Here is a 17,516-nt window from a genome sequence, read left to right as displayed (position 1 = left end):
TATCGCTTACGCTGCGTCGTCGTCCAGATCGATTTCGTCGGCCATGGCCACGACTTCGCGGTCGGCATAGTGGCCGCAGGATGCGCAAACGTGGTGCGGGCGCTTAAGCTCGCCACAGTTGGGGCATTCGTTCGGGTTGCCGGCAACCAGTGCGTCATGTGCGCGACGGTTGTTGCGACGTGATTTCGATACTTTGTTCTGTTGGACAGCCATGTCTCAACCTCAATTCCTGTGGGCCGATCTGGCCCTGTTTCACGAGTGTTCGCGGCTCATAGTCTGTTACGAGCCGCCGGTTCAACCCTAAATTCCGATGAGAGCGTGAAAATACAGCGATTTGTTGCCGGGGCAAGCGATTCTTGGCGCTATTCGCCCTTTTCCATTTTGTCACGCAGCGCGGCCAGGCCGGCAAAGGGTTTTGTGTCTTCATCCTCAAGCGGTTTGATGCCATCCTCGGCCACGGTGATCTGGCCCAATTCGGCGCCATCGGCGCGCGGATAATCCGGCAGCGACAGAGCAAGCGCCTCGATCATTACGCGATTGAGGTCGATTTCGCTGCCAAGCGGCTCGATCGTGTCATCCTCGGGCATTTCCACCTCGTCGCCGGGGTCGACCTCGGGCTCTTGCGGCTCTGATGAAAAACGGCGGGTGATTTTGACGTCAATCCGGCTTGTGACCGGATCGAGGGTGATCACGCAGGGTTGCACCACCGTCGCGCCCAGATCGCCATGCAGCACCCAATCGGTGCGCCCCTCGGCCATCAACGTGCCGCGAAAGCGCAACTTGCGCAGCCCCGACAGCGAGAGTTCATCCGCGATCGCCGCCATTTCCGTCTTGCTCGGGGCTAGATCGAACGCCACGGGCCGCTTGATCGACAGCTCAGAGACGCGGAGCACGCTTTGATTTTGAGGCGTTTGCGACATTGTCACCCTTGCTTCCTTTCTTGAACCATTGCACCACCTTGCTGTAAGCGGGATAAAAGCCGCGTTGGGCCAAGACAAGAGGGCAGAGATGACAGCTATCAGAAACCGGGTGGTCAGCGCCATGGCGCTTTGCTGTCTTATCGTCGTGACCGCCTGTTCGGCGACCTATAGAAATCATGGTTACGTTCCGCATGACGAGGATCTGCAAAACCTTGTCGTGGGCGTCGATACCCGTGCCACAGTGGACGATACCGTTGGCCCGCCGTCTTTGTCGGGCATGCTGGGGGATGGAAATTACTATTACGTCCGCAGCCGGATTCGCGAATTCGGCATGTATCGCCCCGAGGTGGTCGAGCGTCAGATTCTGGCGATTTCTTTTAACGGGGACAACACGATTGCCAATATCGAGCGCTTTGACCTGGCCGATGGCAATCTTGTGCCGCTGTCGCGCCGTGTGACTGATTCGTCTGTGGTCAACAACGGCTTCCTGCGCCAGATGCTCGGCAACTTTGGCAATTTGAACCCGGTTGACGCGTTTAACTGATCTTTGACCATGGCGTGATCGCTTGTGCGCCAGATCGCTCGCTATTAGGGTCACTCAGGCCTTATGGGGTGGCATCATGGCGGGTTCTGAAAGCACAAGATATCGGGTGCGCGTGGCGCAGGATGCGAGAGACATCCGCGCAGCACAGCGCCTGCGACATCTGGCGTTTGCTCCGGTGGCAGAGGGCGATCTGGATTGCGACGCGTTTGATCCGCCCTGCACCCATTTCCTGATCGAAGAACAGAGCGGCGCACGGCTGGTCGGGTGTTTCCGCCTTTTGCCGCTGGCCAGCGGTGGCGAAATCCACAAGAGCTATGCCGCGCAATTTTATGATTTATCACCACTTTCCGGTTTTCCGGGCCCGATGGCAGAGCTGGGGCGCTTTTGCATCCTGCCCGGCGCACAGGACCCCGATATCCTGCGCCATGCCTGGGCGGCGATGACGCGTCATGTGGATCGGACCGGGGTTGAGATGCTGTTTGGCTGTTCGTCCTTTCAGGGCACCGATCCTGCGCCCTATCGCGATAGCTTTGCCTTGCTGCGCGACCGTCATTGCGCCCCCGAACAGTGGCGTCCGCGGGTCGGCGCGCCCGGCGTCTTTCGATTTGCCGAGGGGCTTGAGGGGCACACCCCTGACCCCAAACAGGCGCTTCGGGCGATGCCGCCCCTGCTGCGCAGCTATCTGGTGATGGGCGGATGGGTCAGCGATCATGCGGTCATCGACGAGCGGATGAATACGCTTCATGTCTTTACCGGCGTTGAAATCGGGGCGATTCCACCGGTACGCAAGCGATTGTTGCGCGCGATGGCCGGGGCCTGAGGCGCGTTCCATGCGGAAAGCGCGGCGAGGCCACCCTTTCGCTTGACGCCCCCGAGGCCCCGAGATAGCCCGCTCTCATGGCACGCGCACCTCTTCTTCAGCTCACCGATATCTCGCTTACCTTTGGGGGTGAGCCGATATTTCATGACCTTTCGCTTGTGGTTCAACCCGGTGACCGGGTTGCTCTTGTCGGGCGCAATGGCTCGGGGAAATCCACCCTTCTCAAGGTGATGGCAGGGCTGGTCGAACCCGATAAGGGCGTGCGCGTCGTGACCCCCGGCATTAGCGTGGGGTACATGGAGCAAGAGCCTGATATGAAGGGCTTTACCACGCTTGGTGACTATGCGGTCAGCGAATTGGATGCCTCCGAGATGTACAAGGTCGAGATGGCCGGCGAAGGGCTCAAATTCGATCCTGACCGCCCTGTTGCCACGGCCTCGGGAGGTGAGCGGCGGCGCGCTGCCTTGGCCAAGCTGATGGCCGAGGCGCCTGACCTGATGCTGCTCGACGAGCCGACCAACCACCTTGATATTGAGGCGATCGGCTGGCTTGAAGCCGAGCTGAAACAGACCCGCAAGGGCTTTGTCCTGATCAGCCACGACCGCGCATTTCTGCGTGAACTTACCCGCGCAACCCTTTGGATTGACAGGGGAATGACCCGACGTCAAGAAACCGGTTTCGAGCATTTCGAGGCCTGGCGCGACAAGGTCTGGGAAGACGAGGACATGCAGCGCCACAAGCTTGATCGCAAGATCAAGTCCGAAGCCCGGTGGGCGGTCGAGGGAATCAGCGCCCGGCGCACCCGCAACCAGGGCCGCGTGCGCGCCTTGCAAGACCTGCGCGCCGAACGCGCGGGCCAGATCCGACGTCAGGGTACCGCCGCAATGGCGCTTGAGGCAGGGCCGTCTTCGGGCCGCAAGGTGATCGAGGCGATAGATATTTCAAAGGGTTACGGTGATAAGCTCATCGTGAAAGATTTCAGCATCAAGATTCAGCGCCGTGACCGCGTTGCCTTTGTCGGCCCCAATGGCGTGGGCAAGACGACCTTGCTGAAAATGCTGCTGAAAGAGATCGAGCCCGATGAAGGTAAGGTTGTTCTGGGAACCAATCTTGTGCCTGCCGTGTTTGATCAGGCCCGCGCGCAGCTTCACCCGGAAATGACGCTTTGGGAAAGTCTGACCGGGGATGCCGAGATGCGCGTTTCGGGGCAGGCCGATCAGATCATGGTACGCGGCGCTCCGCGCCACGTGGTCAGCTATCTCAAGGATTTTCTGTTTGACGAACGTCAGGCCCGCGCGCCGGTCAAGTCCTTGTCAGGCGGCGAAAAAGCCCGGCTTTTGCTGGCCAAGCTGATGGCGCGGGAAAGCAATCTTCTGGTGCTTGACGAACCGACCAACGACCTTGATATCGAAACGCTCGACCTGTTGCAGGAATTGCTTGACGATTACGATGGCACCGTTCTTCTGGTCAGCCACGACCGTGATTTCCTTGACCGCGTCGCCACCACGACCATCGCGATGGAGGGTGACGGCCGCGCCACGGCCTATGCCGGTGGGTGGAGCGATTATCGCGCTCAGCGCAGCGCTGGAATGTCGCCGTATGGCGATAAAAAGCAAGATAAATCAAAGCAGGGCAAGGCAGAGTTAAAGCAGGAGAAGGCGGCCAAGTCACGGCTGTCCTTCACCGAAAAGCACCGGCTTGAAGAACTGCCGGCGGTGATGGAGCGGCTTCAGGCCGAGATGGCAAAGCTTGAAGAGCTACTGGCCGATCCCGAGCTTTTCACCCGCGAGCCGATCAAGTTCAAGAAGGCGACCGAGGCATTGACCTCGCGCCAGACAATGCTGGCCGAGGCCGAAGAAGAATGGCTTGGCCTGGCGGAAAAGGCCGAATCCGAGAGTTGATTTTTGCGCCCATCCCTTAGCTTTTAGGGGAAGTGCCAAACAGGAGCCGGTGCAGATGCAAGACAGGATTCGCCTGCTTTACGAGGGCCGCAGCAAGCGCGCCACGCGGTTTCGCTATGCTTTGCTGATCTTTGATGCGGTAACGATCCTGTTCTTTCTGGCCACGGCGGCAATGCCGTTCACGCCCACCCTGATCGCCGTGGATTTGTGTGTGGCGGTTCTGGTGCTGGCCGATTTGCTCTGTCGGCTTTGGATCGCGCCCGACAAACTGCGCCACCTGCGCCAGATTTACGTGATCGTGGATATCATCGTGTTGTTCTCGCTTATCGCGGCGCCGTTCATGGGGCAGGGGCTTGCGATGTTGCGGCTGATGCGGGCGCTGCGGCTGGTGCATTCCTATCACCTCTTGCGCGACCTGCGCCGTGATTCGGCGGTGTTCCGGTATCATGAAGACGCGATTGTCGCGGCGGTGAACCTGACGGTGTTCATCTTCGCGATGACGGCCATCGTCTTTATCCTGCGCGGCGGCAAAGAGCCGGGGCTAGAGACCTATGTCGACGCGCTCTATTACACGGTCGCGACCCTGACGACGACCGGGTTTGGCGATATCACCATGACAAGCGGCCTTGGTCGGCTTTTGTCTGTGGGGATCATGGTGGTTGGCGTGGGTCTTTTTCTGCGGCTGGCCAAGGCAATTTTTACACCCGCCAAGGTGCGCTACAAATGTCCCGATTGCGGGCTGACGCGCCATGACCCGGATGCTATCCATTGCAAGCATTGCGGCCACGAACTCAAGATCGAGACCGAGGGCGCCGACTAGCGGCTATTGCATGCGCAACGCGCCATCAAGCCGGATCACCTCGCCGTTGAGATAGCCGCATTCGATGATAAAGCGCGCAAGCGCGGCATATTCCGCCGGATCGCCAAGCCGCTTGGGACAGGTCACATCCTGCGCAAGGCTGTCCTGTACCTCTTGCGGGAGGCCCTTGAGCATTGGCGTCATGAAAATCCCGGGCGCAATTGCCATCACCCGGATACCGTCGCGCGCAAGATCACGCGCCATCGGCAGCGAGAGCCCGACAATCCCGCCTTTTGACGCCGCATAGGCCGCCTGGCCCTTTTGCCCGTCAAAGGCCGCGATTGAGGCGGTGTTGATGATAACGCCGCGTGCGCCATCGGGAGCGGCTATGTTCTGGGCGATTTCGGCGGCGGCAAGGCGGGCCACGTTGAAGGTGCCGACAAGGTTGATGTCGATGGTGCGCTTGAACCCCGCAAGGCTGTGCGGCCCGTCGCGCCCGAGGGTCTTTTCACCGGTGGCGATCCCGGCACAGTTTACGGCGGCAGTGATCCGGCCCATGGCGGATTTGGCGGCGCTGATAGCGGCGGCGACCGAGGCCTCGTCGGTGACATCGGTTTCAACGAAGGTGGCGCCGATGTCGGCGGCAACGCTTTGCCCGCGCTCGGCGTCGCGATCAAGCAGGGTGACCTTCGCGCCCATATCGGCAAAGTGGCGTGCGGTGGCCTCGCCAAGGCCCGAGGCCCCGCCAGTGATGATCGCGGCTGTGTCCTGAATGCGCATGGCGGCTTCCCTTCAGTAAATGAACATATGTTCAGATAACGCCTGCGCGCGCCCCTGTCAAAGCCGACGTTCGCGCAGGCGGGTGATCACCCCAAGCCCAAGCACCGTGAGCAGGATGCGATAGATGTGATGCAGCGTGACAAAGGCCGGGTTGGCATTCAGGCTCAGCGCGACAAGCGCCATTTCGGTCACCCCGCCGGGCGCAAAGCTTATCAGGAGAACATCCACCGGCTCTGCGGTGATCCGGTGCAGGATCGCGGCGAAGACCCCGCCAAGCGCCAGCATCACCGCCACCGACACCACCGACAGCGCCGCGCCGCGCGCGATCATCCCCCGGCTCAGGCCGGTAAAGCGCATGCCAAGCGCGGTGCCCAGAACCATCTGCGCCAGGTTCACCAGCCATTGCGGAATCTCAAGTCCAAGCACCCCGGTCAGCGACAACAGAGCCGCAAGCGCCATCGGCCCGGTCAATTGCCCGGCCGGCAGGCGCAAAACATGCCCAAGCCCGAGGCCCGCCACCCCGGCAAGCGCAATCAACACAAGGTCGGACAGGGGCACATCCGGGCGCGCCAAGGTCATGCCGGCCGAGCTTCCGACCGGCGTGCCAAGCCAGAGCGACAGGCCGATCGGCACCGCCGTCACCACCACGATCACCCGCAGGAATTGTTGCAGCATGAGCCGGGTCATATCCGCGCCGGCCGCCTCGCCAAGGGCGATGGATTCATAAAGCCCGCCGGGGGTGCTTGCGTAAAAGGCGGTGACCGGATCATAGCCGCCAAGGTGGCGAAAGATGCCATAACCCGCGCCATGGGCCAGCACGACAAACACCGTCAGCGCGCCAAAACTATACATGAAATCATGCGCTTCGGTGAAGAGCTCCGGCGTGACCTGCGCCCCGATCATCAGCCCGATGATGGCAATGAACAAAAGCCTAAGGCGCGGCGGAAAGCCATAGCCCTCGGGCAGGCGGTGCGGCAGAAGGGTGGCCACAACCGCCGACACCGCCAACGGCCCGAGCATGAAGGGCAGGGGCACGCCAATCACCTGCGCCAGCCCGCCAGAGATGGCCGAAAGCGCAAGCAGGGCAAGGGTTGTGATCAGGTGGCGCATGGCCCCAGTTCAAGCACCGCGCGCGCCCCGCCGCAAGAGGGCGCGGCGCGGGTCAGGCAAAATCGACAAACTTGCTGAACGGCATTTCCCGAAGCCGCGTGCCGGTGGCGGCAAAGATCGCATTGCCAAGCGCGGCGGCGGCGGGGGGGACGGGCGGCTCGCCAATACCGCGGATTTTGTTGGCGCTCTCAAGCCCGTGCACCTTGATCTCGGGGCATTGATAAAGCCGCATGCCGGGAAAGCTGTCGAAATTCTCCTGCTCGGCGGCGCCACTGGCATAAGTGATCTCGCAATTCATCGCATGGCCAAGGCCAAAGATCACGCCGCCTTTGACAAGCCCCTCGAAATTCACCGGATCGAGGATGCGGCCCACGTCGGCGGCCACGAACACCCGGTCGATCTTGATGCCTGCGTCGGTCTCGCTGACCTCGACCACCTGCGCGCAGGGCACCCCGAACGACAGGCAGAAACCCACGCCACGCCCTTGGCGCGCCGCAAGGGCACCGCCCCAGTTCGACATCTCGCCCACCGCCTCGAGCACCGCGCGAGAGGGGGCGTGATTGCACAGGCGAAGCCGCTCGGCCAAAGGATCGGCCCCCGCCGCATGGATCAGCTCATCCAGCAGGCAGTCATGGAAAAACCCGTTCGACGAGGCCCCGACCGAGCGCCAGGAGCTGATCGGCGCCAATTCCGGCGCGCGATAGCCGGTGACGCGGTAATTGGCGATATCAAACGGCTGATCCCAGGCGCCGGCCACGATCTGAAGATCCGGCCCCGCTGCCGGAAGGCCCTGACGGCCCATCTGCGAGGCCATGACCGAGGGCATGGCGATGCCAAGGTCAAAGGTTTCGACCTGACCGTTGCTGACCCGGCCCTGACCGCGCGCCATGGCGATCTGACGGGGGTAGTCGTGGGTCATGTCCTCTCCGCGCGAATAAGTCAGCTTGATCGGCGTGCCGGGCATCGCCATCGCCAGCGTGGTGGCATGGCGCACCACGTCATCCTCAAGCCGGTGGCCAAAGCTTCCGCCGATCATCAGGGCGTGGATATGCACGTTCTCGGCGTCGATCCCGGTCAGGAGCGCGACGTTTTTCTGAACGAAACGCGGGATTTGCGTGCCGGTCCAGACGTCAACCCGGCCCTCGCCGACAAGCACGGTGGCATTGACCGGCTCTAGCGGCGCATGCGCGAGGTAGGGCGCGCGGTACTCAACGGCAAGGTCGCCGCCTTGGCTCAGGGCCGCGTCAACATCGCCCGCGTCGCGAAACTGGCTGTCTTGGTGCGCGGGCGTAAAACTCTCGCCAAGGGCGGTCCAATGGCCGTCCATTTCGGCCGGATAGGGCGCCGGGCCCCAATCGACCTCGACCGCCAAGGCCGCCTGAAAGGCGCGCCATGTGTTGTCGGCAATCACGCCGATGCCGCCGGGCAGGGGCACGACCTTGACCACACCGCGCATCTTTTCGGCCTCGCTGGCGTCAAACCCGCGCATTTCACCGCCCTGCGCCGGGTTAAGCCGGATCGCGGCGTGGAGTATGCCGGGGTGGTCCTGGTCGATGCCATAATCCTGCGTGCCGGTGGATTTCGACACGATATCAACGCGTTGCATCGGTTTTCCGAGCAAGCGCCATTGCTCGGGCGCACGCAGGGTGACCTCGGTTGCCGGTTCAAGCGTGGCGGCGGTGCTGGCAAGCGCCTGATAGGGCACGCGCGTGCCATCGGGCAGGATCACCGCGCCGCGCTCGGTGATCAGGGCGGCCACGTCAAGCCCGTGGATTTGCGCCGCCGCCTCCTTGAGCGTTTCGCGCGCCACCGCCCCGGCCATGCGCAGCTTGTCATAGCCATCCGGCACCGTCGTCGAGCCGCCGGTGATTTGCAGGCCGAGAAACTTGATCGGCGCATCCATCACCGCGCGCGTGGTTTCGGCAAGGACGCTATCGTCGGTCGAGCGGAACGGCACCGCATCCCCCGACAGGGCGGTGTTGTAATAGGCCGGGCTTGGCGGGCCGGGGTCGGTCTTGATCTGGTCAAGCTCGACATCCAGTTCCTCGGCGATCAAGGCCGCCTGCACGGAAATCGCGCCTTGCCCCTTGTCGGCGCGTGGTGTGATCAGGGTAATGCTCTGCTGCGTGATCAAAACATAAGGCGTGAGCGCCGCCGCCCCTTCGGGCAGGTCATCGAGCAAGGGATTGGCAGGCGGGGTCTTGTATTTATAGACGCCAAAGGCGACGCCCCCGACAATGGCGGCAGAGCCGATCAGGAATGTGCGCCGGGCGATGGTTTTGAGACCTGCCATGACCTATCCCCCGCTCAGCTTGGCGGCGGCGGTTTTCACCGCTTCGCGGATGCGCGGATAGGTGCCACAGCGGCACAGGTTGCCCGACATGCCATCGTCAATATCGGCGTCGCTCGGGGCTGGGGTCTCGGCCAAGAGGCTGGCGGCCTGCATGATCTGGCCCGACTGGCAATAGCCGCATTGCGCCACCTGATGCTCGATCCAGGCGGCCTGAACCGGGTGCGGGGCCTCGGGCGTGCCAAGCCCCTCGATGGTGGTGACCGCCCCCCAGACATCGCCCGCAGCCACCTGACAGGAGCGTACCGCGACGCCGTCGATATGCACGGTGCAGGCGCCGCATTGCGCGATGCCACAGCCGTATTTTGGCCCGGTTAGTCCCAATTCATCCCGCAAGACCCACAAAAGCGGCATCTCGGGTTCCACATCCTTGATGTCATGTCCCGTGCCATTCACCGTCAGCTTCACGCGCCTGCCCCTTTTCGCGGTCTCTTCGGGGCGAAACATAAACTGTTTGGTTTAGGTGTCCAGCGCTCACGGCGCCGCGCCCGGCTATTGCCGGGGGCGGGTCGTGTCGGGGTCATAGGGGCAGGGCGCAATCACGCGGGCCTGGATCAGATCGCCGAGCAGGTCCACGCTGACCACTGTGCCCGGCGCGCCAAACGTCGGATTGACAAAGCCCAGCCCAAGGTTAAGCCCGGTGCGATGCCCCCAGTCGCCGGAGGTGATCGTGCCGATCACAGCGCCGCCGTGCATCACCGATGCGCCGGGGGTGGCGGCGCGGTCGCTGCACTCAAGGCTGAGAGTGACCAGCGTTTTGCGCGGGCCATCGCTCTGGCGGGCCTCAAGAGCGGCCTTGCCGATGAAATCGGGCTTGTCCATCTTCACGAACCGGCTAAGCCCGGTTTCAAACGGGTCAAACTCGGTCAGAAGATCGGATTTCCAGTGCAGATAGCCCTTTTCAAGGCGCATGGACTCGACCGCGCGCGACCCGAAGAGGCGCAGATCATGCGCCGCCCCGGCGGTGCGCAGCGCCAGATAGGCGGCGTGAAGATGGGCGTTCGGCACGTGGATTTCATAGGCCGATTCGCCTGAAAAGCTCACCGACATGACCACCGCAGGGGCGATGCCGATAAAGGCCTCGCGCACCGACAGCCAGGGAAAGGCCGTGCTTGACCAATCGCCGCGCGCCGCCGCCGACAGCACGTCGCGCGCCTTTGGGCCTGCCACCACAAGGATGGTCCAGTCGTTGGTAAGCGAGCGGATCTGCACATCCATGCCCTCGGTCACATGCATCGTGAGCCAATCCATGTCGTGATATTCCGCCGCCGCCGCCGAGCCGTACCAGATGCGCGCAGGGCCGGTATGGCTATCGGGCAGGTTGGCGATGGTCGCCTCGCCCTTGAGCATGCCGTGGTGATTGAGCAGATAGCCAAGGCCCACACGCCCGGATTTGCGCGTCACCCGGCCACAGATCATCCGGTCGAGAAACCCATGTGCATCCTTGCCGGTGATCTCGAACCTGTTGAACCCGCTGACCTCGGTCAGGCCGACGCCGCTCTGCACCGCGCGCACCTCTTGACCGACAACATCGTGCACCTCGTTGAAGCGAAACCCGTGGGTTTCGGTGAAGCCAGGGTCGGGTTTGATGTAATCGACCCGCTCCCAGCCGGTCACCACGCCAAACGCAGCGCCCTCTGCGGCCAGAACTGCGGTCAGCGGCGTGGTCTTGGCGGGGCGGCCCGCCGGGCGATGCTCGTGCGGGAAGTGAAAGCGAAACTCGTTTTGGTAATCCTCAATCGCCTTGAGCGCGCAGAGCTCGACATTGGCGTGGCCGGTAAAGCGGCGCGGATCAAGCATCCAGGTGTCATAACAGGCCTCGCCGTGGACAATCTGCTGCGCCAGAAGCCAGCCATGGCCACCCCCCTCGCCAAGACCCGCGCGCAGGCCGATGATGCAAAAAGCGTTGCGTTTGCCGGGGATCGGCCCGACCAGCGGCGCGCCATCCATCGTATAGGTGATTGGCCCGTTCACCACCGATTTGATGCCCACTTCGGTGAGGGCCGGCATGCGCGCAAAGGCGCCCTCAAGCACATCGGTGATCCGGTCAAGGTCATCGGGGCAAAGATCATTGCAGAAATGCGGATCAATCCCGTCCATGCCCCATGTGCGGCAATCCTGTTCGTAAAACCCCACCAGAAGCCCGGATTTTTCCTGCCGCGAGTAAAAATCGCTGATCGGGCAGCGAATAAGCGGCATGCGATGTCCGGCCTCAAGAATGGCGGGGATGTCATCGGTGATGAAATACTGATGCTCCATCGACATGACAGGGTGATGCACGCCCATCATCGCGCCGACCTCGTTCACCCGGTAACCACAGGCATTGACCACGATATCGGCATGGATCTCGCCCTTTGGGGTCTCGACACTCCAGGTGTCATCGGCAAGCTGGCGCAGCCCGGTCACCGGGGTATGGCGATGGATTTCAGCGCCGGCCTTGCGCGCCCGCCGCGCCAGCGCCTGACAGAGCTGTGCGGGATCAATATCACCGTCCAGCGGGTCCCAGAGCCCGCCAATCAGGTTGTCGGTTGAAATAAGCGGGTGTCGGCGCGCGCATTCCTCTGCGTCGATCACCTCGAAGTCTACCCCCATGCCCCGCGCCATCGAGGTGAAATGACGATAGCCATCCATCTGCTCAGGGGTATTGGCCAACCGGATACCGCCATCGCCGTGGTGATAGTTGATCGGATACTCGGGATCGTCCGCCAATTCCTTATAGAGCCGGATCGAGTGGCTCTTGAGGCCGACCATGGTCTGGGTCATGCCGAAATTGGTGACCTGCGCGGCGGAATGCCATGTGGTGCCCGAGGTCAGCTCGTCACGCTCAAGCAGCATGACATCGCTCCAGCCTTCCCGGGTGAGGTGATAGAGCGTTGAACAGCCGGCGATGCCGCCGCCGATGACCACAACCTTGGTGCGCGTTTTCATGATCTCTCCTGACCTTGTCGCGGCCATAGTCGGGGCAGCGCGCGTTGATCTGCAAGTCCGGATCCTCTTGTTCGAAAAATTCGAAACAAAGATTGGATTTTTGCGGCACTGGCAGGTTTGACTTGCCTTTCGGCGTGCCGCGCGTCTGAGATGACAGGTGGGCCAGATAACCGGGAGACAGCGCATGGCAGCAGGTGGGCGACGAACGGGCGGGCGGCGCGAAAAGCTCGCGCAGCGCAGCGCGCCCCCGGCCAATCCCTGTCCGCCCGGTCAGATCGGTGGCCGCTATGCGCCACTTTCTGCGCCAGAGATCGAGGCGATCTACCAAACCGCCCTGCGATTGCTGAGCGAGCTTGGCATGGGCGAGGTGCCCGAGCGGCTTGCCCGCGACCTGATCGCGGCGGGGGCGGTGGTGAGGGGCGACGGCCGTTTGTCCTTTCCCGCGTCGCTGGTGGAAGACGCGATCGCGCGCGCGGCCAAGACCTTTGTCCTGCATGGGCGCAATCCGGAGCGGTCCATCGAGGTTGGCGGCGAGCGGGTGCATTTTGGCACCGGTGGCGCGGCGGTTCAGACGCTTGATATCGAGACCGGGCGCTATCGCCCCTCGACCCTTCGGGACCTGCATGACTTTACCCGGCTTCAGGACACGCTTGCCAATGTAAGCTGGTTCACCCGCTGTTGCGTGGCCACGGATGTGCCTGATGTTTTTGCCCTTGATGTGAACACCGCCTATGCCCTGATCCGCCACACCACCAAGCCGGTCGCGACCGCCTTTACGCTGGCCGGGCATGTCGATCCGATTGTGGACATGCTTGATATCGCGGCGGGCGGGCAGGGGATGTTTGCCCGCCGCCCGTTTCTCAAGGCGCATATAAGCCCGGTGATCTCGCCGATGCGCTTTGGCGAGGATGCGGTGGATGTGGTCTATGCCTGCATCGCGCATAACATCCCGCTGTCGTGCATCACCGCCGCGCAATCGGGGGCGACGGCGCCGGCCACCCTGGCGGGGTTTCTGGCGCAATCGCTGGCCGAAACCCTGGCCAGCCTCGTGATGGTCCATGCCATCCGCCCCGGCCATCCGATGGTGTTTTCCAACTGGCCGCTGGTGATCGACCTGCGCACCGGATCCTTCGCCGGGGGCGGTGGTGAAATCTCGGTGTTGAATGCGGCCTCGGCGCAGATATCGAACTGGCTTGGCCTGCCGTCCGGCGTGGCGGCCTCGATGACCGACGCCAAGGCGATTGATGCGCAATATGGCGCGGAAAAGGGCCTGACGGCGCTTGCCGCCGCGCTTGCCGGCGGGAACCTGATCTATGAAAGCGCGGGCATGACCGCCTCGCTGTTGGGGGTGAGCTTTGAGGGCTTCGTGCTTGATGACGAGATGAACGGCAATATCTATCGCATCCTGCGCGGGATCGAGGTCAATGACGACACGCTCGGGTTTGAGGCGATCTGTGCCACGGTGCGCGGCGAGGGGCATTTTCTGGGCGCGGCGCAAACCTATGCCGCGATGGAACGCGACTATCTCTATCCAAGTCTCGCCGACCGCGATCCGCCGATCACATGGCACGAGAATGGCGCGCCCGATATCTGGGGCGTCGCGCGCAACCGCGCCCGCAGCATTCTGGCCGAGCATCACCCGGCCTATCTTTCACGGGATCAGGATCGCGCGATCCGTGGGATGTTCGATATCCTCGCGCCCTAGGGGCCGGTCGCAAGCCCGGTGATGGCCTCGGGGCCGGTCAGGCGGAATTCGCCGCCAAGCCATGGCTCCTGCCGGACGATGGGATCAATCATCAGGCTTTGGACAAGCGGGCGCAGCGAGGTTTCGATGACCTTAAACAGGGCGTCGGGCAAATCCTCGCGCCGAAACAGGGAAATCTGGCGCACAAAGCCCGCGTCGGGAAAGGCCATCGCCTGGGTGTCGGCGTGAAACCGGTCGGCGCAGGCATAGTTCAGCGCCGTCGTGATGGTCCAGGCCCGGCCCTTGGCGATCAGCGACATGATCGTCGAGGTGCTTTCAAATTCAAGCCGCGACGGGATATCAAGCCGCAGCCTGCGCAACTGGGCCTCGACCCGGCGGCCGATGAGTTGCTGCTTGCTGTAGCGCAGGAACGCCAGGCCGGACGCCCCCTCAAGATAAGCCCTTGCATCCTCGGGGCGTGCGCGCGGCACCACAAGAACGTAGGGGTCGCGCAACAACGGGGTTTCAATCAACCGCGTCGCCGTGAATTCCGAAGCCGAGGCGATGCCACAGTCGATCTCTTCGCTTTGCAGCAGGGTGAGGATGTCATGGCTCGGGCGCGACAGGAACGAGAGGTCACAGGCGCGCAGGGTTTGCGACACCTGCGTCGCGAGGGCGGGCATGACGCAGGTGTCAAACTCCTCGACCGAGGCAATCTTGAGGCGCCGCACCAGCGTGCCCGGATCATCCGACCAGACCTCTGATACGCCCTTACGCAACAGCCAGAGCGATTCATCGACCCGCTGCAGCAGGCTGGCGCCTTCCGGGGTCAGCGCCATCGGTCTTTTGTGGTGGTCGACAAGAGGGCGGCCAACCGCGCGCTCCAGACAGGTAAGGTGGTGCGATACCGTGCTGATCGAGATATCAAGGCGCTTCGCCGCCTCCCGAACAGAGCCGCTGCGCGCCATGGCCTGAAATACTTCAAGCCACTTCAGGCTTAGATTGGACCGGTCCACGCTACCCCCTAAAGATTCGACTTTTTCGAAGCTATGGCAAAGCCGACGCCGCGGCAACACGTAAGCAGGCGTTACCCGGGTCAGCATCGAACGGGCGACGGGCTCAGGCTTTGGTGGCACCTTCTTTGGTGGCGACGGGACCGGCGCCCCGCTCTTTCGGCGGGCCACCTCGCATCCGGCCAACTTTGTCACTTCGCCATATCGGCGCGCAAACCCCAGTGTCGGTATTGGGTGATACTTTCGCCAGCATTGAGTGGCCACGCCCGGTTTGCCAGTATCCCGCCACAGGCAGGACGCGGACCACGCCATGATCTGCAATACCGCATCCGGGCCTGCCTTGTGGGATATCGGCTCGGCGTTGTGGGGCATCGGTGTCGCGATCATTGCAGGTCGCGCCGCCCGCCTTGCCCGCAATCTTTCCGAAAGGGACATGACATGACACCTCCTCGCATCGCCATTATCGGGGCCGGGATCGGCGGGCTTGCCTGCGGGCTGGCCCTGCAAGAGGCTGGCATCCCCTTCACGATCTACGAGCAAGCCGACGCCCTGACCGAGATCGGCGCGGCCATCGCCCTGTCTGCCAACGGATCGCGTGAGTTGGCGCGCTTTGGCTGTCTGCCGGGGCTGCAGGCGGCCTCCTGCGAGCCGAGCGAACTTATCTGGCGCGGTTGGCGCGACCAGACCCGCATCGCGGCCCACCCGGTACGCAAGAACGGCGCCTATCGCGCAGCTTACGGGGCGCCCTATTTCGGAATTCACCGCGCCGCCCTGCAACGCGTCATGCGCGCGCAGTTGCAAGGCGATGTGATCCGGCTTGATCACCGCCTGAGCGAATTGAGCGAAACGGATCAGGGCATCCGGCTGGATTTTTCGCGCCAGGACAGCGCCCTCGTCGATCTGGTGATCGGGGCGGACGGCATCAAGAGCCGTGTGCGCGACCACGTGGCGGGGTCGGGGGCGATCCGGTATTCCGGCACATCAGCGTTTCGCGGTATCGTTCCGGCCACATGCCTGCCCCACCTGCCGGACCCGCAGGCGATTCAGTTCTGGATGGGCCGGGATGCGCATCTGCTGCATTATGCCATCGGTCCCGAGGGCGGCGACGTGAATTACTTTGCCGTCACCGAAGGCCCGGCCGACTGGCCCGATATGAACCGCTGGGTGATCGAGGCCACGCGCGACGACCATCTCAAGCCATTCAAGGGCTGGGACAAGGCCGTGACCGAAATGATTGCCCAGTCGCATATGTTCGCACGCTGGGGCCTGTTCGTCACCAAGCCGCTGCGCCATTGGCACAAGGGCCGGGCGGTCCTGATCGGTGACGGGGCCCATGCGATGGTGCCGCACCACGGGCAGGGGGCCAATACCTCGATCGAGGATGCGGTCACCCTGGCCCGGATGATCGCGCACGACGGGCTGTCGGACACCGAAGGGCTGTTGACCCGGTTCGCCGCTCGGCGTCGGTTGCGCACCACCGCGATCCAGAAAAGCGCCACGGCGACCAATGAGGTGCTGCATTTGCACGATGATGCCGATTTGCAGGCACGGGCCCGGCGGTTGCGGCATTTCCCGGAAGAGTTTGGCTGGATTCATGATTTCGACACCCGCAAGGCGCCATTGGATCAAGCCGGGGTCGCGCGGCTCCGGGCCCGGTAAGGATGGGCATTGGCCAAGACGGGCAAGGCCCGGCCAGCTCGGCTTGGCGGTCGCCCGCCAAGTCAGCACACTGCAAAAGGGCCTGGATCTGGCCTTTTACAGTGTGAAACTTTACCGGCTTGCCGGACTTAGACGAACACGAAGCTATCCGCGCCGTGCCCGCCGGTCAGGATGTCGTCGCCCTCGCCACCGGCCAGCACATTTGCACCCCGGTCGCCGGTCAAGGTGTCGTCATGCCCCGAGCCGGTGATATTCTCGATCGAGATCAGCCTGTCGCCAGTGGCATCGCCGCCCGATGTTCCGGTGTTGCGGCCCCATGCGGCCCAACCCCAGCCGAATCCGCCAAGGTTGATGCTTACGCCTTCGCCAGAGCCCGAGTCGTCCGCAGTGTCGCGTCCCGCGCCACCGTTCAGGATGTCGCCACCTGCACCGCCGGACGAGACATCATCGTCCCATCCACCGTCGAGATAATCCTTGCCCTTGCCACCGAACAGAACATCTCTGCCTGTACCGCCAAACAGATGGTCATGGCCTGCGCCCCCGTCGAGCGTGTCATCGCCACGTCGACCAAAGAGACTGTCATGGCCGTCATTGCCAATCAGGAGATTGTCGCTCATATCGCCATAAAGTCGGTCGTTGAAGGCACTGCCTTCAAGGCCTTCGATGCTGTGGAAGCGGTCTCCCTTGGCATCACCGCCATTGCGCAAGGCGATCAATAGATCGGCGCGCACGCCTGCGTCAGCATCACCATAGCTGGCCAGGTCAAACCCTGCGCCACCGTTAAGCGCATCCGCCCCGGTGCCGCCAGACAGGATGTCATCGCCGCCGCCGCCCCTGAGCGTGTCATCGCCAGCCGTCACCCGGTCATTGTCGGTGTCGACATAGTCACCGTCGATCCTGTCATCCCCGGCGGTGCCGGTGACAATCCCGTCCGCGTCGTTGACGGGGTCGATGCTGAGCGAGAAGCCCTGCGTCGCGCTCAGATCGCCGTCGCTTGCGGTGACGGTG

General features: G+C 63.0%; 16 protein-coding genes. 7 read left to right on the top strand and 9 right to left on the bottom strand.

Annotated features, from left to right (window positions below; genetic code table 11):
- Window positions 1-6: 6 nt before the first annotated feature.
- Complete coding sequence (gene rpmF, locus ROG8370_RS02870) at window positions 7-213, bottom strand: 50S ribosomal protein L32 (protein WP_073194000.1); 207 nt, start codon at window positions 211-213, stop codon at window positions 7-9.
- Window positions 214-362: 149 nt separating this feature from the next.
- Entirely contained in the window at window positions 363-920 is a 558-nt protein-coding gene (locus tag ROG8370_RS02865; RefSeq protein ID WP_085825568.1) for a YceD family protein, read from the bottom strand.
- A gap of 88 nt (window positions 921-1,008) precedes the next feature.
- Here ROG8370_RS02865 and ROG8370_RS02860 point away from each other — a divergent pair, with 88 nt between their 5' ends.
- From ROG8370_RS02860 to ROG8370_RS02845, 4 genes are all read left to right on the top strand, one after another.
- Complete coding sequence (locus ROG8370_RS02860) at window positions 1,009-1,464, top strand: outer membrane protein assembly factor BamE (RefSeq protein ID WP_085825629.1); 456 nt, start codon at window positions 1,009-1,011, stop codon at window positions 1,462-1,464.
- 76 nt (window positions 1,465-1,540) lie between these two features.
- Window positions 1,541-2,284, top strand: a complete 744-nt coding sequence (locus tag ROG8370_RS02855) for a GNAT family N-acetyltransferase (protein WP_085825567.1) — start codon at window positions 1,541-1,543, stop codon at window positions 2,282-2,284.
- A gap of 77 nt (window positions 2,285-2,361) precedes the next feature.
- Window positions 2,362-4,185, top strand: a complete 1,824-nt coding sequence (locus tag ROG8370_RS02850) for an ABC-F family ATP-binding cassette domain-containing protein (protein ID WP_085825566.1) — start codon at window positions 2,362-2,364, stop codon at window positions 4,183-4,185.
- Between the two features lie 55 nt (window positions 4,186-4,240).
- Window positions 4,241-5,005, top strand: coding sequence for an ion channel (locus ROG8370_RS02845; protein WP_085825565.1), 765 nt, complete (start codon window positions 4,241-4,243; stop codon window positions 5,003-5,005).
- Between the two features lie 3 nt (window positions 5,006-5,008).
- Here ROG8370_RS02845 and ROG8370_RS02840 read toward each other — a convergent pair whose 3' ends face one another.
- The 5 genes from ROG8370_RS02840 to ROG8370_RS02820 form a co-directional block, all read right to left on the bottom strand.
- The gene (locus ROG8370_RS02840; protein ID WP_085825564.1) at window positions 5,009-5,764 is read right to left on the bottom strand and encodes an SDR family NAD(P)-dependent oxidoreductase; all 756 of its coding nucleotides are present in this window, start codon (window positions 5,762-5,764) and stop codon (window positions 5,009-5,011) included.
- Window positions 5,765-5,821: 57 nt separating this feature from the next.
- Window positions 5,822-6,874 carry an AbrB family transcriptional regulator gene (locus ROG8370_RS02835; RefSeq protein WP_085825563.1) on the bottom strand — a complete coding sequence of 351 codons (1,053 nt, stop codon included), beginning with the start codon at window positions 6,872-6,874 and terminating at the stop codon, window positions 5,822-5,824.
- 52 nt (window positions 6,875-6,926) lie between these two features.
- Entirely contained in the window at window positions 6,927-9,167 is a 2,241-nt protein-coding gene (locus ROG8370_RS02830; protein ID WP_085825562.1) for a xanthine dehydrogenase family protein molybdopterin-binding subunit, read from the bottom strand.
- 3 nt (window positions 9,168-9,170) lie between these two features.
- The gene (locus ROG8370_RS02825; RefSeq protein WP_085825628.1) at window positions 9,171-9,632 is read right to left on the bottom strand and encodes a (2Fe-2S)-binding protein; all 462 of its coding nucleotides are present in this window, start codon (window positions 9,630-9,632) and stop codon (window positions 9,171-9,173) included.
- 84 nt (window positions 9,633-9,716) lie between these two features.
- Complete coding sequence (locus ROG8370_RS02820; RefSeq protein WP_085825561.1) at window positions 9,717-12,152, bottom strand: GcvT family protein; 2,436 nt, start codon at window positions 12,150-12,152, stop codon at window positions 9,717-9,719.
- Between the two features lie 184 nt (window positions 12,153-12,336).
- Between ROG8370_RS02820 and ROG8370_RS02815 the strand changes: the two genes are divergently transcribed.
- Complete coding sequence (locus tag ROG8370_RS02815; protein WP_085825560.1) at window positions 12,337-13,857, top strand: trimethylamine methyltransferase family protein; 1,521 nt, start codon at window positions 12,337-12,339, stop codon at window positions 13,855-13,857.
- Here ROG8370_RS02815 and ROG8370_RS02810 read toward each other — a convergent pair.
- The gene (locus tag ROG8370_RS02810; protein ID WP_170925163.1) at window positions 13,854-14,852 is read right to left on the bottom strand and encodes a LysR family transcriptional regulator; all 999 of its coding nucleotides are present in this window, start codon (window positions 14,850-14,852) and stop codon (window positions 13,854-13,856) included. The two genes, ROG8370_RS02815 and ROG8370_RS02810, sit on opposite strands and share 4 nt — an antisense overlap.
- 307 nt (window positions 14,853-15,159) lie before the next feature.
- Here ROG8370_RS02810 and ROG8370_RS21230 point away from each other — a divergent pair, with 307 nt between their 5' ends.
- Window positions 15,160-15,291: a hypothetical protein gene (locus tag ROG8370_RS21230; RefSeq protein ID WP_281252685.1), complete on the top strand. Its 132-nt coding sequence runs from the start codon at window positions 15,160-15,162 to the stop codon at window positions 15,289-15,291.
- Window positions 15,288-16,508, top strand: coding sequence for an FAD-dependent monooxygenase (locus ROG8370_RS02805; protein ID WP_085825558.1), 1,221 nt, complete (start codon window positions 15,288-15,290; stop codon window positions 16,506-16,508). Before ROG8370_RS21230 ends, ROG8370_RS02805 begins: the two co-directional genes overlap by 4 nt.
- Window positions 16,509-16,636: 128 nt before the next feature.
- Here ROG8370_RS02805 and ROG8370_RS02800 read toward each other — a convergent pair whose 3' ends face one another.
- Window positions 16,637-17,368, bottom strand: a complete 732-nt coding sequence (locus ROG8370_RS02800; protein WP_085825557.1) for a calcium-binding protein — start codon at window positions 17,366-17,368, stop codon at window positions 16,637-16,639.
- Window positions 17,369-17,516 lie beyond the last annotated feature (148 nt).

This window comes from Roseovarius gaetbuli (assembly GCF_900172365.1).
GTDB lineage: Bacteria > Pseudomonadota > Alphaproteobacteria > Rhodobacterales > Rhodobacteraceae > Roseovarius > Roseovarius gaetbuli.
The sequence above is the reverse complement of the archived record's forward strand: the minus strand, read 5'-3'. Positions and strand labels throughout refer to the sequence as shown.